23 protein-coding genes are annotated in these 24,203 nt (G+C 56.4%); 14 read left to right on the forward strand and 9 right to left on the reverse strand.

Annotated elements, in window-relative coordinates:
* The first annotated feature begins 195 nt into the window (after nucleotides 1-195).
* From ACIPZE_RS14195 to pabB, 4 genes are all read left to right on the forward strand, one after another.
* The gene (locus ACIPZE_RS14195) at nucleotides 196-750 is read left to right on the forward strand and encodes an ATP-dependent zinc protease (protein ID WP_400773368.1); all 555 of its coding nucleotides are present in this window, start codon (nucleotides 196-198) and stop codon (nucleotides 748-750) included.
* A complete protein-coding gene (locus tag ACIPZE_RS14200; protein ID WP_129391393.1) occupies nucleotides 738-2,273 on the forward strand; it encodes an inactive transglutaminase family protein in 1,536 nt (511 codons plus the stop codon). Before ACIPZE_RS14195 ends, ACIPZE_RS14200 begins: the two co-directional genes overlap by 13 nt.
* Nucleotides 2,273-3,259: an alpha-L-glutamate ligase-like protein gene (locus ACIPZE_RS14205; protein WP_129391389.1), complete on the forward strand. Its 987-nt coding sequence runs from the start codon at nucleotides 2,273-2,275 to the stop codon at nucleotides 3,257-3,259. Before ACIPZE_RS14200 ends, ACIPZE_RS14205 begins: the two co-directional genes overlap by 1 nt.
* A 213-nt stretch (nucleotides 3,260-3,472) precedes the next feature.
* Nucleotides 3,473-4,816 (forward strand): aminodeoxychorismate synthase component I, encoded by a 1,344-nt coding sequence (pabB, locus tag ACIPZE_RS14210; RefSeq protein ID WP_400773375.1) that lies wholly within the window; start codon nucleotides 3,473-3,475, stop codon nucleotides 4,814-4,816.
* A gap of 132 nt (nucleotides 4,817-4,948) precedes the next feature.
* Here the strand turns inward: pabB and thrH are convergent, their stop codons facing one another.
* On the reverse strand, nucleotides 4,949-5,566 hold the full coding sequence (gene thrH, locus ACIPZE_RS14215; protein ID WP_283437137.1) for a bifunctional phosphoserine phosphatase/homoserine phosphotransferase ThrH: 618 nt from the start codon (nucleotides 5,564-5,566) through the stop codon (nucleotides 4,949-4,951).
* Between the two features lie 163 nt (nucleotides 5,567-5,729).
* Between thrH and ACIPZE_RS14220 the strand changes: the two genes are divergently transcribed.
* From ACIPZE_RS14220 to ACIPZE_RS14230, 3 genes are all read left to right on the forward strand, one after another.
* Entirely contained in the window at nucleotides 5,730-6,470 is a 741-nt protein-coding gene (locus ACIPZE_RS14220; protein ID WP_129391383.1) for a phosphoadenylyl-sulfate reductase, read from the forward strand.
* 527 nt (nucleotides 6,471-6,997) lie between these two features.
* Nucleotides 6,998-8,536 carry an NCS1 family nucleobase:cation symporter-1 gene (locus tag ACIPZE_RS14225; RefSeq protein ID WP_400773377.1) on the forward strand — a complete coding sequence of 513 codons (1,539 nt, stop codon included), beginning with the start codon at nucleotides 6,998-7,000 and terminating at the stop codon, nucleotides 8,534-8,536.
* 55 nt (nucleotides 8,537-8,591) lie between these two features.
* Nucleotides 8,592-9,320, forward strand: coding sequence for an aspartate/glutamate racemase family protein (locus tag ACIPZE_RS14230; RefSeq protein WP_064116940.1), 729 nt, complete (start codon nucleotides 8,592-8,594; stop codon nucleotides 9,318-9,320).
* A gap of 132 nt (nucleotides 9,321-9,452) precedes the next feature.
* Here ACIPZE_RS14230 and ACIPZE_RS14235 read toward each other — a convergent pair whose 3' ends face one another.
* On the reverse strand, nucleotides 9,453-10,379 hold the full coding sequence (locus tag ACIPZE_RS14235; RefSeq protein ID WP_400773379.1) for a LysR family transcriptional regulator: 927 nt from the start codon (nucleotides 10,377-10,379) through the stop codon (nucleotides 9,453-9,455).
* A gap of 125 nt (nucleotides 10,380-10,504) precedes the next feature.
* Here ACIPZE_RS14235 and ACIPZE_RS14240 point away from each other — a divergent pair, with 125 nt between their 5' ends.
* On the forward strand, nucleotides 10,505-11,251 hold the full coding sequence (locus tag ACIPZE_RS14240; RefSeq protein WP_283437140.1) for a 3-oxoacyl-ACP reductase family protein: 747 nt from the start codon (nucleotides 10,505-10,507) through the stop codon (nucleotides 11,249-11,251).
* A 72-nt stretch (nucleotides 11,252-11,323) separates the two neighbouring features.
* Here ACIPZE_RS14240 and ACIPZE_RS14245 read toward each other — a convergent pair whose 3' ends face one another.
* Nucleotides 11,324-12,019, reverse strand: coding sequence for an HAD-IA family hydrolase (locus ACIPZE_RS14245; RefSeq protein ID WP_129391371.1), 696 nt, complete (start codon nucleotides 12,017-12,019; stop codon nucleotides 11,324-11,326).
* A gap of 247 nt (nucleotides 12,020-12,266) precedes the next feature.
* Here ACIPZE_RS14245 and ACIPZE_RS14250 point away from each other — a divergent pair, with 247 nt between their 5' ends.
* The 3 genes from ACIPZE_RS14250 to ACIPZE_RS14260 all read left to right on the forward strand — a co-directional run bounded on the left by ACIPZE_RS14250 (nucleotide 12,267) and on the right by ACIPZE_RS14260 (nucleotide 17,967).
* Nucleotides 12,267-17,111, forward strand: coding sequence for an RHS repeat-associated core domain-containing protein (locus ACIPZE_RS14250; protein ID WP_400773382.1), 4,845 nt, complete (start codon nucleotides 12,267-12,269; stop codon nucleotides 17,109-17,111).
* Between the two features lie 2 nt (nucleotides 17,112-17,113).
* Entirely contained in the window at nucleotides 17,114-17,506 is a 393-nt protein-coding gene (locus ACIPZE_RS14255) for a hypothetical protein (RefSeq protein ID WP_129391365.1), read from the forward strand.
* A gap of 71 nt (nucleotides 17,507-17,577) precedes the next feature.
* Nucleotides 17,578-17,967 (forward strand): hypothetical protein, encoded by a 390-nt coding sequence (locus ACIPZE_RS14260; RefSeq protein ID WP_129391362.1) that lies wholly within the window; start codon nucleotides 17,578-17,580, stop codon nucleotides 17,965-17,967.
* A 92-nt stretch (nucleotides 17,968-18,059) separates the two neighbouring features.
* On the opposite strand, the gene ACIPZE_RS14265 is transcribed toward ACIPZE_RS14260, so the two are convergent.
* From ACIPZE_RS14265 to ACIPZE_RS14280, 4 genes are all read right to left on the reverse strand, one after another.
* A complete protein-coding gene (locus ACIPZE_RS14265) occupies nucleotides 18,060-18,221 on the reverse strand; it encodes a hypothetical protein (RefSeq protein WP_400773383.1) in 162 nt (53 codons plus the stop codon).
* A gap of 122 nt (nucleotides 18,222-18,343) precedes the next feature.
* Entirely contained in the window at nucleotides 18,344-18,763 is a 420-nt protein-coding gene (locus ACIPZE_RS14270) for a YMGG-like glycine zipper-containing protein (protein ID WP_283437143.1), read from the reverse strand.
* A gap of 137 nt (nucleotides 18,764-18,900) precedes the next feature.
* A complete protein-coding gene (locus tag ACIPZE_RS14275) occupies nucleotides 18,901-19,272 on the reverse strand; it encodes a bacteriocin (RefSeq protein WP_129391356.1) in 372 nt (123 codons plus the stop codon).
* 327 nt (nucleotides 19,273-19,599) lie between these two features.
* Nucleotides 19,600-19,788: a hypothetical protein gene (locus ACIPZE_RS14280; protein WP_129391353.1), complete on the reverse strand. Its 189-nt coding sequence runs from the start codon at nucleotides 19,786-19,788 to the stop codon at nucleotides 19,600-19,602.
* 240 nt (nucleotides 19,789-20,028) lie between these two features.
* On the opposite strand from ACIPZE_RS14280, the gene ACIPZE_RS14285 reads away from it, so the two are divergent.
* Complete coding sequence (locus tag ACIPZE_RS14285) at nucleotides 20,029-20,313, forward strand: hypothetical protein (protein ID WP_400773385.1); 285 nt, start codon at nucleotides 20,029-20,031, stop codon at nucleotides 20,311-20,313.
* Nucleotides 20,314-20,373: 60 nt separating this feature from the next.
* On the opposite strand, the gene ACIPZE_RS14290 is transcribed toward ACIPZE_RS14285, so the two are convergent.
* Nucleotides 20,374-20,694: a YbjQ family protein gene (locus ACIPZE_RS14290; RefSeq protein WP_129391348.1), complete on the reverse strand. Its 321-nt coding sequence runs from the start codon at nucleotides 20,692-20,694 to the stop codon at nucleotides 20,374-20,376.
* 525 nt (nucleotides 20,695-21,219) lie between these two features.
* On the reverse strand, nucleotides 21,220-21,411 hold the full coding sequence (locus ACIPZE_RS14295; RefSeq protein WP_400773387.1) for a hypothetical protein: 192 nt from the start codon (nucleotides 21,409-21,411) through the stop codon (nucleotides 21,220-21,222).
* Between the two features lie 870 nt (nucleotides 21,412-22,281).
* On the opposite strand from ACIPZE_RS14295, the gene ACIPZE_RS14300 reads away from it, so the two are divergent.
* Nucleotides 22,282-23,508: an AAA family ATPase gene (locus tag ACIPZE_RS14300; protein ID WP_400773388.1), complete on the forward strand. Its 1,227-nt coding sequence runs from the start codon at nucleotides 22,282-22,284 to the stop codon at nucleotides 23,506-23,508.
* The gene (locus ACIPZE_RS14305; protein WP_400773390.1) at nucleotides 23,509-24,189 is read left to right on the forward strand and encodes a hypothetical protein; all 681 of its coding nucleotides are present in this window, start codon (nucleotides 23,509-23,511) and stop codon (nucleotides 24,187-24,189) included.
* The last annotated feature ends 14 nt before the right edge of the window (nucleotides 24,190-24,203 follow it).

Below are 24,203 nucleotides of genomic sequence, written 5' to 3' on the forward strand. Positions count from 1 at the left end.
CCGCAGGCTGCGATCTTTTGATCTTCTATAGACCACCCCCAGCGCTGGCGCCATAAAACCACCGTGCTAGAATGCCGCCCGCATTTGCTGGCCATTTGTACGGCTTGTCATAAAAAGCTGATAGGCACACGAAGGGCCTTGCGCAAGTTTTGCCAAGGACCTGAACCGACAACGGAACGCTGCGCACCAGGATTTATGAGACTCAAGCCTTTTCCCACATTCTTTGCCCTGTTTTGCCTGCCCGGCCTCGCCGCCGCGGGGGAAAAAACCGTGTACGGCCTCAACGAATACGCTTCGCTTGACGGCATCAATCTCGAAGTCGCGGCCAAACTCGACACCGGCGCGAAAACCGCCTCACTGAGTGCCCGCGACATCAAACGCTTCAAACGCAACGGTGAATCCTGGGTGCGCTTCTACCTGGCCATCGACGCTGCGCATTCGCACCCGATCGAACGGCCGCTGGCCCGCGTCAGCAAGATCAAGCGTCGCGCCGGCGATTACGACCCGGAAGAAGGCAAAAAGTACACCGCCCGTCCGGTGATCGAGCTGGATATCTGCATGGGTACCGCGCTGCGCAGCATCGAAGTGAACCTGACCGACCGAAGTGCGTTCCAATACCCGCTTTTGATTGGCTCCGAGGCGCTGAAACGCTTCGACGCGCTGGTCGATCCCAGTCTTAAATACGCTGCCGGCAAACCCGCCTGCACCATCGCCGCTCATACCGCCGAGTACTTTCCATGCGTTCTCTAACCTTCCACCTGAAAATCCTGATCACCATTCTGGTGTTGCTGGGCGTTTCGGTTACGGCTTATCAGATTTTCGTGCTCGGCATCCCGGTGACCGAAGATGCGACCGACGACTTGTGGAACATCGACGCCAAAGTCGAGTTCGTCGCCAGCACCAAGGATCCGGTGAAGATCCAGATGTTCGTGCCGCCGCTGAGCCGCGATTACGTCAGCCTCAACGAAAGCTTCATCTCGAATAACTACGGCGTCGCCGTGAACCGCGTCGACGGCAACCGCAAGGTCACTTGGTCGGCACGCCGCGCCAAGGGCAACCAGACCCTTTATTACCGTCTGGTGCTGACCAAGCGCTACACCGCAGAAAAAACCAAGATCAAAGGCCCGACCTTCCGCGACAGCATCGCCATCGAAGGCCCGGAGAAAATCGCCGCTGAAGCCCTGCTCGCGCCGATTCGCCAACATTCGGCCGACGTTGAAACCTTCATCGGCGAAGCGATCAAACGCGTCAACAACCTCAACGATGACAACGTCAAACTGCTGCTGGCTGGCGACCCGTCGACCGCGCACAAAGCCAAAATCGTCGAGCTGCTGCTGTCCATCGCCCACGTCCCGGTAGAAAAAGTCCACACCATCCGTCTCGTCGCCGACCAGCCGCAAACGCCTGAACTGTGGCTGCGCAGCTTCAACGGCAACGACTGGCTGTACTTCAACCCGGAAACCGGTGAGCAAGGCCTGCCGACCGACCGACTGCTGTGGTGGACCGGCGATGAAAACCTGATCACCGTCGACGGCGGCAAGAAAGCCAACGTGACCTTCAGCCTGAACAACAGCGAGATGAACGCGATTCGTCTGGCCAAGCTGACCGACGAGAACACCGACGCCAACTTCCTCGAATATTCGCTGTACGGCCTGCCGCTGCAGACCCAGCAGACGTTCATGATCATGGTGATGATCCCGATCGGCGTGCTGGTGATCCTGATCCTGCGCAACCTGATCGGCCTGCAGACCCTCGGCACGTTCACCCCGGTGCTGATCGCCCTCGCCTTCCGGGAAACGCAGCTGGGCTTCGGCATTCTGCTGTTTACCGTGATCACGGCGCTGGGCCTGTCATTACGGTCGTATCTGGAACACCTGAAACTGCAAATGCTGCCGCGACTCTCGGTGGTGCTGACCTTTGTCGTGGTTTTGATCGCGGCGATCAGCCTGTTCAGCCATAAACTCGGTCTGGAGCGCGGCTTATCCGTGGCGTTGTTCCCGATGGTGATTCTGACCATGACCATCGAGCGCCTGTCGATTACCTGGGAAGAACGCGGCGCCAGCCATGCGATGAAAGTCGCGATCGGCACGCTGTTCGCAGCGTCCCTGGCACACCTGATCATGACCGTGCCGGAGCTGGTGTACTTCGTGTTCACCTTCCCGGCGATCCTGCTGATCCTGGTCGGCTTCATGCTGGCGATGGGTCGTTATCGCGGCTACCGCCTGACCGAACTGGTGCGTTTCAAGGCTTTCCTGAAGAAGGCTGACGCCTGATGTTCGGTTTCTGGAAGACCTGGAAGGCGCTGGAGGCGCGCGGCATCATGGGCATTAATCGGCGTAACGCCGACTACGTGCTCAAGTACAACAAGCGCAGCCTGTACCCGATCGTCGATGACAAGATCATCACCAAGGAGCGCGCGATCGAGGCCGGCATTCACGTGCCGGAGCTGTATGGCGTGATCTCCACCGAGAAGGAAATCGACAAGCTCGGCGAGATCATCGGCGGGCGCAGCGACTTCGTGATCAAACCGGCGCAGGGCGCTGGCGGTGACGGCATCATCGTCGTCGCCGACCGCTTCGAAGGCCGCTATCGCACGGTGTCGGGCAAGATCATTGACCACGAAGAGCTTGAGCATCACATCTCGAGCATCCTCACCGGCTTGTACTCCCTGGGCGGCCACCGTGACCGCGCGCTGATCGAATACCGGGTGACTCCGGATCAGATCTTCAAAAGCATCAGTTATGAAGGCGTGCCGGACATCCGCATCATCGTGTTGATGGGTTATCCGGTAATGGCCATGCTGCGTTTGCCGACCCGGCAATCCGGCGGCAAGGCCAACCTGCACCAGGGCGCCATCGGCGTCGGTGTCGATCTGGCCACGGGTCTGACGTTGCGCGGCACCTGGCTGAACAACATCATCACCAAACACCCCGACACCACCAACGCGGTGGATGGCGTGCAACTGCCCTACTGGGACGGTTTCATGAAACTCGCTGCGGGCTGCTATGAGCTGTGCGGGTTGGGTTATATCGGCGTGGACATGGTGCTCGATCAAGAGAAAGGCCCGCTGATTCTCGAGCTGAATGCTCGGCCGGGGCTGAATATCCAGATCGCCAACGACTGTGGGCTGACGTTGCGTACCCATGCCGTCGAGGCGCGGCTGGAAGAGCTGAAGGCGCGTGGGGTGACGGAGACGGCTGAAGAGCGCGTGGCGTTTACTCAGGAAATGTTTGGGCATATTCCTGCCGTCGAGGGCTGATCCGAAACCGAGTCGCTGCCTTCGCGAGCAGGCTCGCTCCCACAGGAAAATGCATTCCAATGTGGGAGCGAGCCTGCTCGCGAAAGCGCAGTTCCGGTCACCGCTGGATTCAACGCTGCCTCCAATCTGCCAATCCCCGACATCCCCTCTAGGAGCAAATCGCCCGGAGGACTACAATCCCCACCCCGCCTCAACGGCCGATCTGCCCCGCCCATGTTGACCTGTTCCGTACACCCGCTGCTCTACCGCGCCAATCCCGCCGACTACTTCGCGGCCGTCCGCAACGCCCCCGGCGCCGTGCTGCTCGACAGCGGCCGGCCGAGTGCAGACCGTGGCCGTTATGACCTGCTCAGCGCCTGGCCGCTGGAACAACTGGCAGTGTTGCCGGACGAGAGCGGCAGTCATTTCCTGCAACGATTGCGCGACAATCTGAGTCGCCTCGGCGAGGCTGATTTGCCAGCGGGTTTCGAGCTGCCATTCGCTGGCGGCTTGATCGGCTACCTGAGCTACGACTTCGGTCGGCATCTGGAAAACCTGCCCAGCCAGGCCCGCGATGATTTGCAATTGCCGGATGCTCGATTCGGCCTTTACGACTGGGCGCTAATCAGCGATCACCAGACGTCGACCAGCCAACTGGTCTTTCACCCGTCCGTGAACGACAGCGAACAACAACGGCTGATCACATTGTTCGCCCAGCCCGCTGCCGATGCGCTGACACCGTTCAAACTGCACACGCCGATGGCCGCCGATCTTTCGGCCGACGATTACCGTCAGGCATTCGAACGCATTCAGCATTACATTCAGGCCGGCGATTGTTATCAGGTCAACTTTGCCCAGCGCTTTCGCGCGGCGTGCCAGGGCGATCCGTGGCTGGCTTACTGCAAATTGCGCGAAGCCTGCCCGACACCGTTCTCCGGTTTCCAGAGCCTGCCCGATGGCGACGCGGTGTTGAGCCTGTCGCCCGAACGCTTCGTCAAAGTCAGCCAGCGTCAGGTCGAAACCCGGCCGATCAAAGGCACCCGCCCGCGCGGCCTGACCCCGGCCGAAGACGCGGCCAATGCCGCCGAACTGCTGGCCAGTCCTAAGGATCGTGCGGAAAACCTGATGATCGTTGATCTGCTGCGCAACGACCTCGGGCGCACCTGCCGCATCGGTTCAGTGCGGGTGCCGGAGCTGTTCAGCCTGGAAAGTTATCCGAACGTGCATCACCTGGTCAGCAGCGTCACCGGTGAATTGGCAGATGATCGCGACGCGCTGGATTTGATTGCTGGCAGCTTCCCTGGCGGCTCGATCACCGGTGCGCCGAAGATTCGCGCGATGCAGATCATCGATGAGCTGGAGCCGACCCGACGCGCTCTGTATTGCGGCTCGTTGCTGTACCTGGATGTGCGCGGCGAGATGGACAGCTCCATCGCGATTCGCAGTCTGTTGGTCAAGGATGGGCAGGTGTGCTGCTGGGGGGGCGGCGGGATTGTTGCCGATTCGGACTGGCAGGCTGAGTATCAGGAGTCGATCACTAAAGTCAGAATCCTTCTCGAAACCTTGCAGAACCTCTGAGGAATGATCGTTCCCACGCTCCGCGTGGGAATGCAGCCCGGGACGCTCCGCGTCCCATCCAGAGCCGAACGCGGAGCGTCCGTTGAGGCATTCCCACGCAGGGCGTGGGAACGATCATCAGGTAAGCCAGGTTTACAGGCTGAGGTCGCGGCTGGAGGCTTTGAGGAATTCCTGCTTCAAATCGGCAAAGGTGTGCACCGCCGGGAATTGCGGGAATTCGCGAATCACGTTCTCCGGCGCATGAAACAGAATCCCTGCATCCGCTTCACCCAGCATCGTCGTGTCGTTGTAAGAATCCCCTGCCGCAATCACCCGGTAATACAGACTCTTGAACGCCAGCACCGACTGGCGCTTGGGATCTTTCTGGCGCAGCTGATAGCTGGTCACCCGCCCGGTTTCGTCAGTAATCAGCCGATGGCACAGCAAGGTCGGAAAGCCCAACTGACGCATCAACGGCTGCGAGAACTCATAGAACGTATCCGACAGAATCACCACCTGAAAGCGCTCGCGCAGCCAGTTGACGAATTCCACCGCGCCGTCCAGCGGCTTCAGCGTGGCGATCACTTCCTGAATGTCCGAGAGCTTCAAGCCATGCTCATCGAGGATGCGCAGACGCTGCTTCATCAGCACGTCGTAATCGGGAATGTCCCGGGTGGTGGCCTTGAGGGATTCGATTCCGGTTTTTTCGGCGAAAGCGATCCAGATTTCCGGCACCAACACCCCTTCAAGATCCAGGCAAGCAATTTCCACAAGACACTCCCGTTTGTATTGATTATTTGAGTCGAGCGAGGCCGAACTCTAGCGACTCAATCCCGGCGGCGCAACGCACAGGACGCCCCGAGCGTGGCAGCTTTTTGTTACCATCGGCCCATATAGAGCGCCCAGCGCCACCGACCTGTAGGAAGCCGCCCTGATGAGTGCAACGTTCGACGTCGTGGAACTCGCCACGACCTATGCCAACAAATCCGCGCAAGACATTCTCAAACTCGCGTTTGCCGAGTTCGGCGATGACTTGTGGATATCTTTCAGCGGCGCCGAGGATGTGGTGCTGGTGGACATGGCCTGGAAGCTCAACAAGAACGTCAAGGTATTCAGCCTCGACACCGGCCGCCTGCACCCGGAGACCTACCGTTTCATCGATCAGGTGCGCGAGCACTACAAGATCGACATCGAACTGGTATCGCCGGACTACACGAAGCTGGAACCGTTCGTGAAGGAAAAAGGCCTGTTCAGTTTCTACAAGGACGGCCACGGCGAATGCTGCGGCATCCGCAAGATCGAACCACTGCGCCGCAAATTGTCCGGCGTCAAAGCCTGGGCCACCGGCCAGCGCCGTGACCAGAGCCCGGGCACCCGCAGTGCCGTGGCGGCGATGGAAATCGATACCGCGTTCTCCACGCCGGAGCGCACCCTGTACAAGTTCAACCCGTTGGCGCAGATGACCAGCGAAGAGATCTGGGGTTACATCCGCATGCTTGAGCTGCCCTACAACAGCCTGCATGAGCGCGGCTTCATCAGCATCGGTTGCGAACCGTGCACCCGCCCTGTTCTGCCGAACCAGCACGAGCGTGAAGGCCGTTGGTGGTGGGAAGAAGCGACGCAGAAAGAATGCGGGTTGCATGCCGGTAACATCATCAGCAAATCCAACAGCTAAAAGATCGCAGCCTGCGGCAGCTTCTACAGGTGATCGCATTGCCATGTAGGAGCTGCCGCAGGCTGCGATCTTTTGATCTTGAAAAATGTGTACACACGACTGTCACCATCGGTGCCATTTATGTGTGCACTTTTTTGTTTCCGCGCCCTGAAAAGTTACATCCCGCCTGAAAAACCCTCGCTTCCGTCCGCCGTGAAAATCCCCCGCAAAAAATAAATACCTGTTCAATCGGTCAATTTATAACCACTTATTTTCAGATACTTAGCGCGCTTCGATAACTTTTCGAAATGAGCGCGGCTGCGCATAGATCGATAACTGGCACAAATCTGGCTTAAGTGCATACATGTTTTGTATACAAAACTGCAGAACATAGCCACACTTTCGATCCGCAAGCCTGAAGCGCCCTATCCCGTACAGGCTGCAGATGCCCCGTAACCAGTGATGCTTTCACTGCCGCGACGAAGATTTGTCGAGCCTGACGGCTTATGCACAGTCATCGCGGCCCTGAACATCAGGAGCCTGCCGGAATGCGTACAAGTCTCTCGAATAACATCGCGCTGAATCTGCCCGCCTCTGCCCTCGATCAACCGTTACCCCATGACGGTCTGAGCGAGCCGTTACAACTCAGTCCGCGTCTGCACAACAGCGACCTCGCGCCAACCAAGGCCGAAGGTCGGCGCTGGGGCAAATACAGCATCTTTGCCCTGTGGACCAACGACGTGCACAACATCGCCAACTACTCGTTCGCCATCGGCCTGTACGCCTTGGGCCTGGGTGGCTGGCAGATTCTGTTGTCACTGGGGATCGGCGCGGCGCTGGTGTACTTCTTCATGAACCTGTCCGGTTACATGGGGCAGAAAACCGGGGTGCCGTTTCCGGTGATCAGCCGGATCAGTTTCGGTATTCACGGCGCGCAGATTCCTGCGTTGATTCGAGCAGTTATCGCCATCGCCTGGTTCGGCATTCAGACGTACCTGGCATCGGTGGTATTCCGCGTGTTACTCACCGCCGTGCATCCCGGTTTCGCCGAATACGATCACAATTCGATTCTTGGCCTGTCGACGCTGGGCTGGGTATGTTTCGTGGCGATCTGGTTCGTGCAACTGGCGATCCTCGCCTACGGCATGGAAATGGTTCGCCGCTACGAAGCCTTTGCCGGTCCGGTGATTCTGCTGACCGTCGCCGCCCTCGCCGCGTGGATGTACTTCCAGGCCAACGCGACCATCGCCTGGTCGATCCGCGAGCCGCTGAGCGGTGGCGAGATGTGGCGCAACATCTTCGCTGGCGGCGCATTGTGGCTGGCGATCTACGGCACATTGATCCTCAACTTCTGCGACTTCGCCCGCTCTTCGCCGTGCCGCAAGACCATCAAGGTAGGAAACTTCTGGGGTTTGCCGGTGAATATTCTGGTGTTCGCCGCGATTACCGTGCTGCTGTGTGGCGCGCAATTTCAGATCAATGGCCGGATCATCGAAAGCCCGACCGAGATCATTGCGTCGATCCCCAACACGTTCTTCCTGGTCCTTGGTTGCCTGGCGTTCCTGATCGTCACCGTTGCGGTAAACATCATGGCCAACTTCGTCGCTCCGGCCTTCGTCCTCAGCAACCTCGCGCCGAAGTACCTGACCTTCCGCCGCGCCGGGCTGATCAGCGCCACCATCGCCGTGTTGATCCTGCCGTGGAATCTCTACAACAGCCCGCTGGTGATTGTGTACTTCCTGTCCGGCCTCGGCGCCCTGCTCGGCCCGTTGTACGGGGTGATCATGGTCGACTACTGGCTGATCCGTAAAGGTCGGGTCAACGTTCCGCAGCTCTACAGCGAAGATCCCAACGGCGCTTATTACTACAGCCACGGAGTCAATTTCCGCGCGGTGGCGGCGTTTATTCCTGCCGCGTTGATCGCCATTGTCCTGGCCTTGGTTCCCGGTTTCCACAGCGTTTCGCCGTTCTCCTGGCTGATCGGCGCCGGGATTGCCGGAATGCTCTACCTGATCATCGCCAAGCGTCAGCCGCACTACGCCGATGTCAGTGGCGAAACCATCGCGGTCGACAACGTCTGCCACTAACTCCCTCGCGGCCCGGACTTCGGGCCGCAGAACTGCCCGCTATAAGGATTTCCCCATGCGCATTCTCGTGGTCAACGTCAACACCACCGAATCCATCACTGACGCCATCGCCCGCTCGGCGCAGGCGGTTGCCTCGCCCGGAACAGAGATTGTCGGTTTGACGCCGTACTTCGGCGCCGATTCGATTGAAGGCAACTTCGAAAGCTATCTGGCCGCCATCGCCGTGATGGATCGGGTGATGTCCTACGATCAGCCGTTCGATGCGGTAATTCAGGCCGGTTACGGCGAACATGGCCGCGAAGGCTTGCAGGAATTGCTCAACGTACCGGTGGTGGACATCACCGATGCGGCGGCGAGTACGGCGATGTTTCTCGGCCACGCCTATTCGGTGGTGACCACGCTGGATCGCACCGTGCCGCTAATTGAGGATCGGCTGAAACTGTCCGGTCTGTGGGATCGTTGTGCTTCGGTGCGGGCCAGTGGTTTGGCGGTGCTGGAGCTCGAACACGAGCCGCAGCGTGCGCTGGAAGCCATCGTGCAACAGGCGGAACTGGCGGTGACGCAGGATAAAGCCGAAGTGATTTGCCTCGGTTGCGGCGGCATGGCCGGGCTGGATGAACAGATTCGCCGGCGCACCGGGGTGCCGGTGGTGGATGGCGTGACGGCGGCGGTGACGATTGCGGAATCGCTGGTGCGCTTGCGCTTGTCGACGTCCAAGGTGCGGACTTATGCGACGCCGCGACCGAAGAACATCATTGGCTGGCCGGGGCGGTTTGCCCGGTAGACCGCGTTATCGTTCATCGCGGGCAAGCCACGCTCCCACAGGTTCTGGGTTGTTCACATATTCTGAGTACGACACAGAATCTGTGGGAGCGTGGCTTGCCCGCGATGGCCGCGCCGCGGTCCAAAGCCCTACTCAAATCGCACTAAACCGCTGCGCCAGCCCCAGCTCCGCAAACTGCTCAATCACAAAATCGACAAACGCCCGCGTCTTGCCCGGCAACAATTTATGCTCAGCGTAGTAAATCGAAATATTGCCATCATCGACAAACCAGTCCGGCAACACCCGCTGCAACCTCCCCGCCTGCAGATACCCCACTGCAAACGGCATACTCACCAGCGCGATCCCCAAGCCTTGCTCCGCCGTCCTGCAAGCGGCCTCGGAATCACTCATGGTCATCCGCGCCTTGAGCATCAACGGCCGACAATTCTGCGGATTGCGCCCGACCAATTGCCAGGAGCGCACGCGCCCGGTTTGTGGCGAGCGGATCAGAATACCGTCGTGATGGTTAAGGTCATCCGGCTCGATGATCGGCGGATTGGCCTGTAGATAACTGCTGGACGCGACCAATATCCGGTGCGCCGGACTCAACTTGCGCGCGATCACGCCTTGCGGCAGTTCGAAGCCGCCACCAATGGCCGCATCGAAACCCTGCCCGATCAGGTCGACCTGTCGATTATCGAAATGCCAGTCCGGATTGATCGCGGGATAGCGCTGCAGAAACTCACTGAGCATCGGCACGATGTGCAGACAGCCAAACGCTGCGCCCATGCTGACCTTCAGCGTCCCCGCCGGACGCCCTTCGACACTGGACAGATTGGCCACGGCATTTTGAATGGTCGTCAGACTGCCGCTGACCTGACTCAAGAACAGTTGCCCGGCCTCCGTCAGCGTCAGGCTGCGTGTACTACGCTGGAACAGCCGCACGCCGAGCCGCATCTCAAGTTTAGCCACGCTCTTGCCGACTGCCGCCGGGGTCAGACTTAAACGTCGTGCGGCCTCGGCAAAGCTGCCGACTTCGGCACTGCGCACGAAGCATTCGATGCTGCTGAAGGTTTCCATGGTCGCCACTATAAACTTCTGGTTTACACAGACTATAGCAATCATGGTCTACACAGTTGTCGATACCACGCCGATACTCGACACCAATACCAAGGCATTCTGCCTTGAACGTCTGGAGATCGAACATGACCACTCAACACCTCAGCGGCAAAGTCGCTCTGATTCAAGGCGGTTCCCGTGGTATCGGCGCTGCCATCGTAAAACGCCTGGCCGCTGAAGGCGCAGCAGTAGCCTTCACTTACGTCAGCTCCGCCGCCAAGGCCGAAGAGTTGCAGAACAGCATCACCGGCAACGGCGGCAAAGCCCTGGCAATCAAGGCCGACAGCGCCGACGCTGCCGCCATCCGCCACGCCGTCAGCGCCACGGTCGAAGCCTTTGGCCGAGTCGACATTCTGGTCAACAACGCTGGCGTACTGGCCGTCGCACCACTGGAAGACTTCAAACTCGAAGACTTCGACCAGACCGTGGCGATCAACATTCGCAGCGTCTTCATCGCCTCCCAGGAAGCCGCCAAACACATGGGCGAAGGCGCACGCATCATCAACATCGGCAGCACCAACGCCGACCGCATGCCCTTCGCCGGCGGCGGTGTGTATGCGATGAGCAAATCGGCGCTGGTCGGCCTAACCAAAGGCCTGGCCCGCGACCTCGGCCCTCGCGGCATCACCGTCAACAACGTGCAACCCGGCCCAGTCGACACCGACATGAACCCGGCCCACGGTGACTTCGCCGAAAGCCTGATCCCGCTGATGGCCGTCGGTCGTTACGGTAAAGCCGAAGAAATCGCCAGTTTCGTTGCCTATCTGGCAGGCCCGGAAGCCGGCTACATCACCGGTGCCAGCCTGACCATCGACGGTGGTTTCGGCGCCTGATTGACCGAGTCGACCGAACGAAAAACGCCGCCCCTCCTTAACAGAGGGGCGGCGTTTTTTTGTCTCGGTGGTTTAAGCCCATTCCAGCGCCGGCAAACCACAGGCACTCGGGATGAACGCTTTGAGCGTACGAAGGATGCCGTCAGCGTGAGCGTATTTCTCGTCGGCCATGGCTGCGTCGGGAATGGCGATTGCGGTCATGCCGGCGGCTTTCGCCGCAGTCACGCCAAATGGCGAATCCTCGAACACCAGGCAATCTTCAGGCGCGACGCCCAGGCGTCGGGCAGCGGTGAGGAAAATATCCGGCGCCGGTTTCGCCGCGCCGACCTCCGGATCGTCCGCCGTGACGATGAAATCGAACAGCGCAAACCAGTCACGGTGCAGCGTGGTTTTCTGCCCGAACGATTGGCGCGACGAGCTGGTGCCCACGGCGATTGGAATGTTGTGCGCCTTGAGATGGCGGATCAGTTCCTCGGCACCCGGCATCGCCTGAGCCTGGGGAAAGCGCTCGCGCATCAGCGGCTCGCGGATCACCAGAAACTCTTCGGCGGTGATCGGCAGATCCAGCGCCTGCACGACGTAGTTCGCCAGATCGTTGGCCCCACGGCCAATGATGTTCTGCTTGATGCTCCAGTCGAAGGTGCGCCCGTAACGCCCGGCAATCAACGAGGTGACCTCGGTGTAAATGCCTTCGGTGTCCAGCAGCAAACCGTCCATATCGAAAATCACGGCCTTGATCGGGCCGAACGCCTTCAGCGGTGCATTCATCATCGGATCCGTTAACAAAGACATCCCGGCGGCACGGTCGGCGCCACTACGCGGATCTGATTAAAGGGTTCAGCAGCATAACGAGCGCGAAGGACATTGGGCAACGGGCAATCTCCGTTGAGCCGATGAACTACTCGCGAGCATTTAGCGAAACATCCTACAGGCATCACCTACTTACCCGACTTCTTTCCTTTTTGATCCCCCGCAAAGTCCCCGCACCTTTTTTGATGTGCGCGAGAGACTGCGAATGCTTGAAACCGATCGGTTACTGGCCCTGAACAACAGCATCGGCCTGCTGGTAGTTGCAGCGCTCAATCCCGGGCATCCGGATTTTGAAACCCTGATCAAGGAGTTTCGCCTGTGCCTCAACGACTACGAGGCCTGGGCCGAACAGTTCTGGACCGGCACGGCACTCGATGTCGAGCAAGTGTTCAGCGTCGGCAACGACGTACGCCTCATTGCGCCGATCAAGTCCCGGCAACCGATCAGTTCATCGGTGGTGATGTGCCCGGCCAGCGGGCCGTTGACACTGGTGCACATGTTCGAAGCGGCGCAATTCGTGCCGATCGGCGATACCCCGATAACGCTCGAACCGCTGCTCAGTGACGTCAACGGGGTCCAGACCTTTGGCGAGCCGCTGCGCCACACCATCGGCCCGAGCGGCATTCTGCAAGTGGCCGACTGTGATCGGGGCCAGCGTTATCGCATCACCTTCTTTCCCGATGTTTCCGCTGAGCATGTACAGGCGCTGTATGCCTCCTACCAGACAGTTCTCGGCCACCTGGAAGGTTGGCTGCGCGACGAGTGGGCAGGGTTTCAGCCGCAGTGGGCGGAATTTTCCAGCGCCGGGTTTCTTGATCGTTACGGTCAGTTGCAGCAGGCGGACTGGCGCGGTTTCGAGAAAGTCCTGAATGGCGTTTGGGATGACCTCAAGCAGCTGTTCGCCCTCCTCGCCGACTTGCAGGCCAACAGCGAAAAACTCCTCGAATACCTGAGCGCGGCTGAACTGACGGCGCTGCTGCAAGCCTCCAGCGAAGCCATCGCCAACGCGCTGCTGATGCTCAGTGATGAGCCGCTGCTGTTCATTCATCTGGCGGCATTTACCAGTTGGCTGAAGATGCTGCCGCCGCAGTATCTGGCGGAAGTGGTGGCCGAAGTTCGCGTCGAACTGCTGATCAGTTTTCTGTTGATGCGTGTGTGCGGCGGCGTCGGCGTGCAGATGCGCTTGAGCAGCAAGGTATTGGCCAAGATCAAGTCGCCACGAGCGCGGGAATGGCTCGCGGCTTCGGCGTTGCGCTTGGCGGAACTGAACTCGGCGCCCGAGCTGAGCAGACACGCGAGCGTGCTGAAGCCGCTGGTGGTCAATGCGCGTGATGTCGAGTTGAAACCGACGCCATCAATTCCGTTGAACATTCGTCAGGCTGATTCGTTGGTTTTGACGGTGCCGAATCCGGCGCCCGTTGCGCGCGACAAGACTCGCAACATGGCTGCCCTGCAACGCCATGAGCATCACGACGACTCCCCCGATCAAGCAAAAAACCCCAACGGTGACAGCGCCGATTGCGCGCTACTGACCTGCACCAACGGCTGTCCGGTGTCGATGGTCACCGGCGAGGAGTTGCTGACCCTGACCGATGCGGTGCTCGATGGCCGGCTGCCGTTCGAGTTCAGCCGTTTGTATCGCAGCAGCGCGGTGGAAATTGATGTCGGCCTGGGCTTTGGCTGGAGCCATTCGCTGGCGCATCGGTTGGTGTTCGAGGGCGATTTTGTCGTCTGGATCGATCATGAGAACCGCCGGACGCGGTTTCCGTTGCCGAACATCGAGCGTCCGGCGATTCACAACAGTCTGTCGCGGGCAGCGATTTTTCTTGGGGATGAACCGGAGGAACTGATTCTGGCGCTGGCGGGGGATTCGGCGCGGTTTTATCACTTTCGCGCGGGTCGGCTGACGGCGATCAGCGATGTTTATGGCAATCGTCTGCACGTTAGACGGGATCGTCAGGATCGTATCAGTCGCCTGGATAACGGCGCAGGTCGCGCGCTGTTGCTGCGCTATGACCGGGCGCAGTTGATTGCGCTGGATTACCAGAGTTTTCAGGGCGGCGAATGGACGACTGAGCAAAACCTCGTCAGCTATTGCTACGACGCCCGTCAGCGTTTGTTGGCCGCGAGCAATGCGGTCGGCGACAGCGAGCGTTACGACTACGACGACGCCAACGTCATTCTGCAACGGCAACTGGCCGGCGGCGCGAGTTTCTTCTGGGCGTGGGAGCGCGCGGGGACATCGGCGCGTTGCGTGCGGCACTGGGCGTCGTTTTCGCAGATGGACACGCGCTATGTCTGGGACGACAACGGCAGCGTCGCGGTGCATTACGTCGATGGCACCGAAGAGGTTTACGTCCACGACGACCGCGCGCGATTGGTACGCAAGGTTGAAGCCGACGGTGGCGAGCAGCTCAAGGCTTACGACGCGACCGGACGGTTGATCGCCGAGCAGGATGCTTTAGGCGCTGTTACCGAATACCGCTACGACGACGTCGGACGGCTGATTGCGCTGCTTCCGTCGGAAGATGAGCCAACGTCCTACGAGTATCGCAACGGTTTCCTCTACCGGCGTTCACGTGGCGATGCGGTGTGGATTTATCGGCGCAATGCCGAGGGCGATGTCACCGAAGCGGTCGATCCTGACGGCAAGGTCACCCATTACTACTACGACGTTCGCGGGCAATTGCTGTCGATCCGCTATCCGGACAGCAGCCGGCATCGACTGGCGTGGAATGAGCTTGGCCAACTCATTGAAGAAACCCTGCCTGACGGTGGTGTGCGGCGCTTTTCCTACGATGCGTTGGGGCGGCGGACTACCACGGTTGATGAACACGGTGCGCTGACGCGTCAGCAGTGGGACGCGGCGGGTCGCCTGGCTCAGACGACGTTGGCGGGCGGCGCCAACCGCGCTTACAGCTACGGCGCCTACGGTCAGGTCACCGCCGAGCGCGATGAACTCGGACGCATCACCCGATATGAATATGACGACGATTTGCACCTGGTCTCGCGAAAGATCAACCCCGACGGCACGCGGGTGCAGTACCGCTACGACCATGCGCAACTGCTGCTCACCGAGATTGAAAACGAATCCGGCGAGAAGTATCGACTGGACTACACGCCGACGGGACTGATCCGCCAGGAAACTGGCTTCGACGGGCGGCGCACGGCGTATGCCTATGACCTCAATGGGCATCTGCTGGAGAAGATCGAGTTTGGTGATGACGGCTCACAGCTGCTCACTGCTTATGCGCGCGATGTTGCCGGGCGCCTGCTGGTCAAAACCTTGCCCGACGGGGTCAAGGTCTCCTATCAATACGACTGCCTCGGTCGTTTGATCGCTGTCGATGACGGCCAGAAGCATCCGCTGGCTTTCGAATATGACCGTCAGGATCGACTGATCACCGAGCATCAGGGCTGGGGCACGTTGCGCTACAGCTACGATGCCTGCGGTCAGCTCAAACGCCTGCGCCTGCCGGACAACAGCAAACTCGAGTATCACCACGCCAAGGGCGGCGCGCTGACCGGCATCGACCTCAACGGTGCGCAACTGACCACGCACGTCTTTCAGTCCGGCCGTGAACAACAACGCCAGCAAGGCCTGCTGCTCAGCGAATATGCCTACGACGATCAGGGAAGATTATTGGCCCATGCCGTAGGACATTCGCACGATGCGCTGTATCGCCGCGATTATGCCTACAGCGCCAACGGCAATCTGGAACACATCGCCGACACCCGCCACGGCCAACGCACCTACGGCTACGACAACCTCGACCGCTTGATCCGCGTCCGCCACTCGCGCGACGAACTGCCGGAGTCCTTCGCTCACGACCCGGCCGGCAACCTGTTGATGCAGGACCGCCCCGGCCCGAGCCAGATCAAGGGCAACCGCCTGCTGATGCAGGGCGACCGCCATTACGACTACGACGCCTTCGGCAACCTGATCCGCGAACGCCGTGGCACCGCGCAAAAACTCGTCAGCGAATACCGCTACGACAGCCAGCACCGCCTGATCGGCCTGACCCGTCCGGACGGCCAAACCGCCTCGTACAGGTACGACGCCTTCGGCCGACGCATCAGCAAAACCGTCAACGGCGTCACCACGGAATTCTTCTGGCAGGGCGACAACCTCGTCGCCGAAAGCAGCCAAAACGAATATCGCAGCTACGTCTACGAACCCGGAACCTTCCGCCCGCTGGCCCTGCTCGACGGCAAAGGCCCGAAAAAAGCCTGCCCGTTTTATTACCAACTCGATCACCTCGGCACCCCGCTGGAGCTGACCGATTACAGCGGCGAGATTGTCTGGGCCGCGCAGTACGACGCGTACGGCAAGGTGGCTGCGCTGAGCCTGGCGGCGGCGGAATACCTCGATCAGCCGCTGCGGTTTCAGGGGCAGTATTTCGATGCGGAGAGTGGGCTGCACTACAACCGGCACCGGTATTACGACCCGCGGTTGGGACGGTATCTGACGCCGGATCCCATCAAGTTGGCTGGGGGGTTGAATCAGTACCAGTACGTGCCGAATCCGACGGGGTGGGTAGATCCGTTGGGGTTGAATTCCAATTGTCCTCCGCCGAAGAAGCCGGGTTGTGCAGTGCCGGGTGGAAGTGATGAAGTTAAGGTCGATAAGGGAGAGCCTCATCTACCATCTACTCAACCGAAAAAAGAATACCTTTATCGTGGAGATCGCAAGGGCCCCGAGGACATCTTTGCAAACGGATTCAAAAGCAAAGGCGAAAGCATAGATCTTTTACTTCACGCAATGGACAGCGACAACCCACCAAGCTACTTTATAAGTACTTCACCATCAAAAATAACTGCAATTGATTTCGGCACAAAGAATGGAACCAGGAAAGGCTATCTATACACACTTAGAAAATTGCTAGGTATCGACGTAAATAAAAAACTCGGAAAACTAGTACCTTTCGCCGACGAAACAGAAATAGCGATTCCCGGGAGCATTCACACCTCTGACATCCTGGGAGTAACTCCATTAAAAAAAGATGGTAGCTACGTTGGTTATTCAATCCCTAACCCTAATAGAGAATGACAATGGAACACGCCAAAATAACCATCATCAGGAATGGTATTAAAGAACAGGCAAGTCTGAATTATGACGACACAAAAGGATTGATAGTATTTTCCATGCTCAATGGTTTTATTAAGACATACAAAGCGAATGACCTGTATTTATGTCTAGCAAAAATCAGACACGAACATCCAGAAATTCTATTTCTTTGTAAAGGTGCAAAACTAAATGTAACCCCGTCAAGAATGTGCTCACAAATGAGCGGCGGCGCCATTGCGTATGATTTGAAACCAGGAATTCCTGCCACTCGAGACGATATAGTGCAGATATTTGATTACGAGGAAGAAAATTTATCTAAAGATTTAAAAGACCAACAAAATTACTACAATCAATGGATAAAATCATTGCAAAAATAAGATGCCAGCCCCCTAACCGACTACCCGACACCTTCTTCCAAAACACAAATACTAATTAAATAAAGACAAAAATGATCAAATCGATAGAAATAAAATTCCTCACCCCAAACGGTTTAGAAACCGCCATCATCGATATTGATAGTAGAAATACAATTCTCATATTTACTAGAAAAAACGGCCTTACAAAAAGCTATACCTCTTACAATCTTTACGGTTGTTTAGGTGAGTTGAGATTGGACTTCCCAGAGTTTACATTCCTGTGCAAAGGCGCAAAAATCAACGTGCATCCATCCAGCATGAGTTCCCAGATGTCAAACGGGCTCGTCGCCTACGAGCTTCAAATGGGAAAAAATGGAGAGGACATTGTCCGTATTTTCGACTATGACGACTGCAACTTAACAAATGATATTAAAATTCAAAAAGCATTCTACCTCGCTTGGGCAAATTCTCTAGCCAACTAATGAAACCTGATAAAAATGGAAATCCATATTCTTTCGCACAACCATGATATCCGATCCTGAAGGATCGGATCGCGACCAGCCAAGCAAATTGGTCACTGCTCATCCTCTTCATACTCAATATCCGCCTCATCCGAATCATTCAACGGCACCGTCGCATCATCCATCAACGACCCCGGATCCTCATTCCCCGGATCATTGATAAACGGCAGCCCACTCGGGCCTTTTTCTTCATTGCCTTCGGTTTCGGGAGTCATGGCAAACCTCATCATTCAGGGACGTGTATGACGTTCGAAAAGCCCTACAGCCAATCGTTCCAGCGTCTGACCCGCAAATACAAAAAACCCGGCAAAAAGCCGGGTTTCTGTTCAAACCTCCATCAATGATGGCGGTTTTTATGTTTGTTCTTGTGCTTGTGGCCACCGCCCGAGTGCGACCCACCATCGCCACCCAGGTTATTACCGACCGCACCACCCGCCGCGCCGCCCAACCCTGCACCGACTGCCGAACCGGTTGACCCGCCGAGGCTATTGCCGACCACTGAGCCACCTGCGGCGCCGAGTCCACCGCCAATGGCGGCTTCGGTGCGATTGTTCTTATTCGCCCCGACTGCACCGCCGGCCGCGCCACCCACACCGGCACCGACCGCCGCGCCAGTGCTACCGCCGAGCTGGCCGCCGACCACGTTGCCCAGTACGCCACCCAGTCCGCCGCCCACGGCTGCCGAACCATCCCCGGCCGCCATCGCGCCCTGCGCCACCAGCAATCCGAAAAACAGTGCAGATAATGACAATCGCATATGAACCTCACAGTTCCCGAATCGGGACAGTCCGCCCAAACAAGGGCCTATGTGAGATTGGAGACGCCTGCGGGAAAAACGTTCAGCAACGAAAAAGCCCGGCATCGAGCCGGGCTTATTCTGCAAGACGATCAGTCTCAGTGACGCTTGTGACCTTTGGCCAAGTTGCTGCCCACTGCGCCGCCGGCGGCACCGCCGAGGCCTGCACCAATGGTGGCGCCGGTCTTGCCGCCAAGGCTGTTGCCGATCACCGAACCACCGGCTGCACCGACACCGCCGCCGATGGCCGCTTTAGTACGGCTGCCCTTGCGTGCCGTCAGTGCGCTGCCCGCCGCGCCCGCAACGCCGGCACCCACTGCCGCACCGGTGCTGCCGCCCATTTTCTGACCGAGCACGTTACCCAGCGCGCCACCCAGGCCACCGCCCAGCGCGGCGGTGCCATCACCGGCAGCCATTGCACCTTGAGTCACCAGAAGCCCCAGAACCAGAGCAGGCAGAGTTAAACGCATGAAGAAAACCTCAAAAATTGGGATGACAAAAAGGGCCGGGATTTAATGCCGTCGTGGCGCAAAAGTCCAGACGAAAACAATGAGTTCCGCGCACTTGGCGCCGATTGGACAGCGATTCTGCAAAAGGTTTTATCGCAGGCAAAAAAAAGCCCGCTGGGGAGACGGGCTGGAGACTTGCTTTCTAACGGATGGCTTCACCCTACTGCGCTGGACGTGAAAAGTTTGTGAAAACCCTTCGCACCCTTGCCTACCACTTGTAGGACATTTCCGTGCTGAGCGTACGGACGTAAAAAACCTCGTTCATTGACGGGGTTGTTCATTGAAAAATTACTTTCTGGCCCGCGTGGTGACCTTGGGTAAAAATTTCGCCTTCGGCCCTTTCGGTGCCGTCGACTTGATCTTGCCGGTCTGCACCGGATCCTCGCCAAAACCTGCCTGATATTCGGTCTGGCCGCAGCGCACGCAATTGTTGAAGGAAAATTCAGCGCCATCGTCTTCGATATACGGATCAGTCATACCTTCGCCCCTTCGCCATCGGTCGACACCGGCAAAAACCCTTTTGCCTGAAAAAATATCGACCTCCAAGGCTTTTGAGACTAGCCGGTCATTCCTGGACTTGTGGTTCAGATCGTCTGACGCCCGACGAATGGCCTACAAAAATTCAACGCGGTGAAGCGCCATTGGTCCTACACCGCTAAAGAACTCCGGAGACAGGCCGTTGCCCTTTTTCATACAAATGAATCTCAAGGAGAGAACATGCAAATCAACGGATTCCCCAATATGCCTATCGTAAAACTCACGGACGAACAGATCGCAGCCGGCAAAGCCGGGGCGGAAAAACTCAAGGAAAAGATCGCTTCCGGTGAAATCACCATCAAATTACCGGGTCCGGATACGCCGGTTCTGCAACCTGGGGTCATTTACCATCCCAGCAAGCCAGTCGAACCCAACCCACCTTCTGACACACCGCCTCTCGTCGCCATCGATACACCACTGACCTATGACGGCAAAGGCAACGTGATACTCAAGCCGCAGGGCTGATCCACAACAAAAAGAGCCCATTCAATTGCTGAATGGGCTCACCCGCATGGAGTCCGAAATTCAGCGCAACTTCACCGCAGTGCCGGTCGCAAACACCACAACCATGCCGCCCTTGCCTGCGGGCATGCTGATCTCGAAATCCACCCCAACCACCGCATCCGCCTGCAGCGCACGCGCCCGTTCCTTGATTTCATCCGTCGCCTGAATCCGCGCCTCCTTCAACGCCCGCTCCAGCGTCTGCGAACGCCCACCAAAAAAGTCGCGCATGCCGGCGAACATATCGCGGATCACGTTAACCCCTTGCACCGACTCGGCACTGACAATGTCCAGGTAAGCGGTGATCTGGCGCCCCTCAATGGATTGAGTCGTTGAGATGATCATGGCGGTCGTCCTTTTACTGATGAATAAAAGCGCTGATTGTAATGCTCAACGCAACTCCGATCCGCCGCCTGATAAATTCCAGACGCCAGAAACCACAAAACCCCTGACTTCTTTCGAAATCAGGGGTTTTGTGTACTGAATGTGGCGGTGAAGGAGAGATTCGAAACTACCCGTTTGCGCTTTTCTGAGCACACCCCCCCGGTTTATAAGGGCTGCAGAGGAGCGAGATTTTTAATCTCAGTCCCATGTCAGTCCCATGGGTTTTGCGCACCAGGTTGCAGAACAGGGTCGCGAAAGCATTTCGACGTTTCATGTTGACCCATGGGAAAAAGGTAATTTTGGTAATGCAGCGTGAGCCGACCTCTAGAAGCCTTGAAACACGGGGCGTAGAGAGAATTCCTCAAAGGTAATAATTTGGTAAGTATGAGGTTAGAAAATTACCTTTCCTATTAGTAATCCCTGATAGCCCTCAAACCCAGTAAAATGGGGCACTTCAGAAATTATTACCCTAACTCTTACCTAAAATTACCTCTTGAGGTAATGACTGAACGCCACGCACCACAAGGTGCTGTAGCCCATTTCAATGCCTCGCTTACCAAAATTACCTTTTTCCCAGCCCACGTTTGAAAAACGGCCAAGGCGACGTCCCTTTTCGACGTTTTTCACACCATGCAAATTGGCGCTGATAACAAGGAAGTTCTTGGTGACGCTGTGCAATTCCGGAAAACACCGGAAAGCAAAGCAGGCTGGGCCTTCCAGCCGTTTTACAAGCGGTCAGCGCAGTGCCGAATTCGCAGCTAAGGCGAACAGTGCCGAAAACGAAAACACCTTATGCAGGAGGTTTTCCAGGCCGCAGCCCCTGCTCCCTGGGCGTCTCACTCCCCCGGCCAATTCGTCGACGCTACGTAACGCTGTGCAACGCCTCTGCACTTTTTTGCAAAACCTTGCACCGCGTGCAATCGCTACAACACCCACGGCCCCCGCAGCAGGCCTGGGCAGAGCCGGTGGTTGCACTGCTCTGGTCTTTGCACAAAAAAGGGAGGCAAAGCCCGTCGGCGGGAGGGGGATAAGTGGTTTTTCGTCATTTTTTTCCTAACGCTGCAGCATTTGGGTTTGGCAGCCTAGGTGAGATACGTCCTGACTGATTCAATGGACCCTATGCCACCTAGTCGGACTGAGTATTCCTACAGAGTCTCTCAGCAACCGTGAACAACTCGGTCATCTAGGTAGCTTTAGGAAGGACATATCATCGGGTGATGTACTTTTGAAGACTGTGATTGCGAGAGATTACCAGCGCCAGTATAGGAGATCAGGCATAGACTCCAATGATCGAAAAACCTGATTGTGCAGGGTTGCGCCTCGTACGAGATCGAGATGAGGGCGAACTGTTTCTATCCGGCTGCCAAATCGACCCTCGTTACAAGATCATGGCACTGCTAAGGAAGATAGCTTTCGCGATGACCAGGCGATTCTGCTCTGAGCCCCATTTTTCTGATGCCGACCATGGGCATTTAGGGGGCCATGGCCTTGCTACCGTAAGCATAGCTATCTAAGCTACAGCTTTTGCGACGCATCGGAAATTACGCAGTGATCAGAACGATTGAGATCGAAAACTATAAGTCGATAGAGAGTGCTTCTTTCGAATTAGGCAGGATCAATGTCTTCATTGGAGAAAACGGCGCAGGCAAAAGTAATTTGCTAGAGGCCTTATCCCTACTTAGCGCTGCAGCGGCAGACAAGCTGGATAACGAATATCTTTACTCCCGCGGTGTACGCGTCACGGCCCCCCAACTCATGAGCTGCCAGCTTCAAGACGGTTCTGATTCTAATCCTATTATTATATCTGCCACCCCGATAGATAGTGAAAAACTCTCATATGAGTTCACGCACGATAATAAGGCTTACGCCAACTGGAGCTTCACATTTAAAAAAGACGGACTGGGAGCAGATGAATTTCAGATTAAAAGATTCGACAAATACGTAAAATCAGAAATCCCAGATGAAGAACAGTTAAATAAGCAGATCTTCGAATTTATCACGGCAGCTCAACTTGTAGCTGAAAGCCTTCAAAAACAGAAACCGATCGATAAATCCACATACGAAAAAAACCATATAACTAGTATATTCAGATCAATATCGAAGGAATTCGAAGTAATTCCAAACGAATTAAAAGAGTTTCTCATATATTCACCCGAACAGTCTTCTCTTAGAGCATTCGATCCTGAAGGCCAAATTCAACCTCTCGGAGTTCAAGGTGAAGGACTACTAAAACTTGTAACTGTTTTATATAACGAAGACAAAGCTGCAATTACTACAATCAAGGAAAGCTTACAGGTACTAGGTTGGTTTAGCGACTTCACTGTCCATGACGGAACTAGCTCGGCCCCACCGAAACTTGAGATATTTGACAAGTTTATTGAAGGAAGCATCAAAAGCTTTGATCAAAAAAGCGCGAACGAGGGCTTTCTTTTCCTTCTATTTTACTATGCGTTATTTTCGTCCGCGCTTACGCCTAAATTTTTCGCCGTAGACAATATCGATGCATCTTTAAACCCTAAACTTTGCATGATGCTTATCAAACAGCTCGTAAAAATATCGGAAAAATCAGGCAAACAAGCAATTCTCACCACCCACAACCCTGCAATCTTAGATGGATTAAACTTAGAAGACGACGAACAGCGTCTGTTTGTGATCAGCCGAAGCCTGAAAGGACAGACTAGAATTAAACGCATAGAGAAACCTAAGGATAGCAATCTAAAACTGTCCGAAATGTTCATGCGCGGCGTGCTTGGTGGATTACCTAAGGATTTTTAAATGCCAGCCTTTGCACTTGTTACCGAAGGGATTACTGATCAAGTTTTAGTTGAGAGTTTGGTCACGACCATTCTAGAAGACGAATACGGCATAGAGGTTGACATCAACGTCCTGCAACCTCTTCTAGATGAAACCGATAATGCACGCCAAAAAAAGGAAAGTTTTGGTGGCTTTGAGAAAGTCTTGGATTACTGTTCAGATCAAGAAAAAATCCAAGACGCTCTGGCGTTCAATAACTATCTAATAATTCAGATTGACACTGACTCTTGCGAGCATCCTGCTTTTGGCCTTAATCTCTACCGAGATGGCAGCGAGTTGTCCCCACGAGAACTGGTCACAGACGTGACAAACCTGCTTATTAGTAGGATATCCACTCAATTTTATAGCCAATACAACAATCGTATAATTTTTGCAATAACCGTCCACTCAACAGAGTGTTGGCTACTCCCGTTCTACAACACCAAAGGGACCTGCAAAACTAAAAACTGCCAACAGCATCTAAATAACGAATTAAACAAACAAAATATCTCTTACAACAAAGACGGGCCGATTTACCGCAAACTGTGTAAACCGGCTCTCAAGTTGAAAAACATTGATGCTGCTGCCCGATACAACTCCAATCTAGGAGATTTTATTGGACATCTCAAAAGCTTCGCTCCTTTTCAGGTCACGATAACTTAGTAGCAATAGCAGCC

The sequence above is a fragment of the Pseudomonas sp. NPDC089741 genome (assembly GCF_044748825.1).
Lineage (GTDB): Bacteria > Pseudomonadota > Gammaproteobacteria > Pseudomonadales > Pseudomonadaceae > Aquipseudomonas > Aquipseudomonas helmanticensis.

Bases quoted from the DNA above. Each gene is read 5' to 3' on its own strand.
- ACIPZE_RS14195 (WP_400773368.1), top strand. From the start codon at position 196: ATGAGACTCAAGCCTTTTCCCACATTCTTTGCCCTGTTTTGCCTGCCC.
- ACIPZE_RS14200 (WP_129391393.1), top strand. From the start codon at position 738: ATGCGTTCTCTAACCTTCCACCTGAAAATCCTGATCACCATTCTGGTG.
- ACIPZE_RS14205 (WP_129391389.1), top strand. From the start codon at position 2,273: ATGTTCGGTTTCTGGAAGACCTGGAAGGCGCTGGAGGCGCGCGGCATC.
- pabB (WP_400773375.1), top strand. From the start codon at position 3,473: ATGTTGACCTGTTCCGTACACCCGCTGCTCTACCGCGCCAATCCCGCC.
- ACIPZE_RS14220 (WP_129391383.1), top strand. From the start codon at position 5,730: ATGAGTGCAACGTTCGACGTCGTGGAACTCGCCACGACCTATGCCAAC.
- ACIPZE_RS14225 (WP_400773377.1), top strand. From the start codon at position 6,998: ATGCGTACAAGTCTCTCGAATAACATCGCGCTGAATCTGCCCGCCTCT.
- ACIPZE_RS14230 (WP_064116940.1), top strand. From the start codon at position 8,592: ATGCGCATTCTCGTGGTCAACGTCAACACCACCGAATCCATCACTGAC.
- ACIPZE_RS14235 (WP_400773379.1), bottom strand. From the start codon at position 10,379: ATGGAAACCTTCAGCAGCATCGAATGCTTCGTGCGCAGTGCCGAAGTC.
- ACIPZE_RS14240 (WP_283437140.1), top strand. From the start codon at position 10,505: ATGACCACTCAACACCTCAGCGGCAAAGTCGCTCTGATTCAAGGCGGT.
- ACIPZE_RS14245 (WP_129391371.1), bottom strand. From the start codon at position 12,019: ATGAATGCACCGCTGAAGGCGTTCGGCCCGATCAAGGCCGTGATTTTC.
- ACIPZE_RS14250 (WP_400773382.1), top strand. From the start codon at position 12,267: ATGCTTGAAACCGATCGGTTACTGGCCCTGAACAACAGCATCGGCCTG.
- ACIPZE_RS14255 (WP_129391365.1), top strand. From the start codon at position 17,114: ATGGAACACGCCAAAATAACCATCATCAGGAATGGTATTAAAGAACAG.
- ACIPZE_RS14260 (WP_129391362.1), top strand. From the start codon at position 17,578: ATGATCAAATCGATAGAAATAAAATTCCTCACCCCAAACGGTTTAGAA.
- ACIPZE_RS14265 (WP_400773383.1), bottom strand. From the start codon at position 18,221: ATGACTCCCGAAACCGAAGGCAATGAAGAAAAAGGCCCGAGTGGGCTG.
- ACIPZE_RS14270 (WP_283437143.1), bottom strand. From the start codon at position 18,763: ATGCGATTGTCATTATCTGCACTGTTTTTCGGATTGCTGGTGGCGCAG.
- ACIPZE_RS14275 (WP_129391356.1), bottom strand. From the start codon at position 19,272: ATGCGTTTAACTCTGCCTGCTCTGGTTCTGGGGCTTCTGGTGACTCAA.
- ACIPZE_RS14280 (WP_129391353.1), bottom strand. From the start codon at position 19,788: ATGACTGATCCGTATATCGAAGACGATGGCGCTGAATTTTCCTTCAAC.
- ACIPZE_RS14285 (WP_400773385.1), top strand. From the start codon at position 20,029: ATGCAAATCAACGGATTCCCCAATATGCCTATCGTAAAACTCACGGAC.
- ACIPZE_RS14290 (WP_129391348.1), bottom strand. From the start codon at position 20,694: ATGATCATCTCAACGACTCAATCCATTGAGGGGCGCCAGATCACCGCT.
- ACIPZE_RS14305 (WP_400773390.1), top strand. From the start codon at position 23,509: ATGCCAGCCTTTGCACTTGTTACCGAAGGGATTACTGATCAAGTTTTA.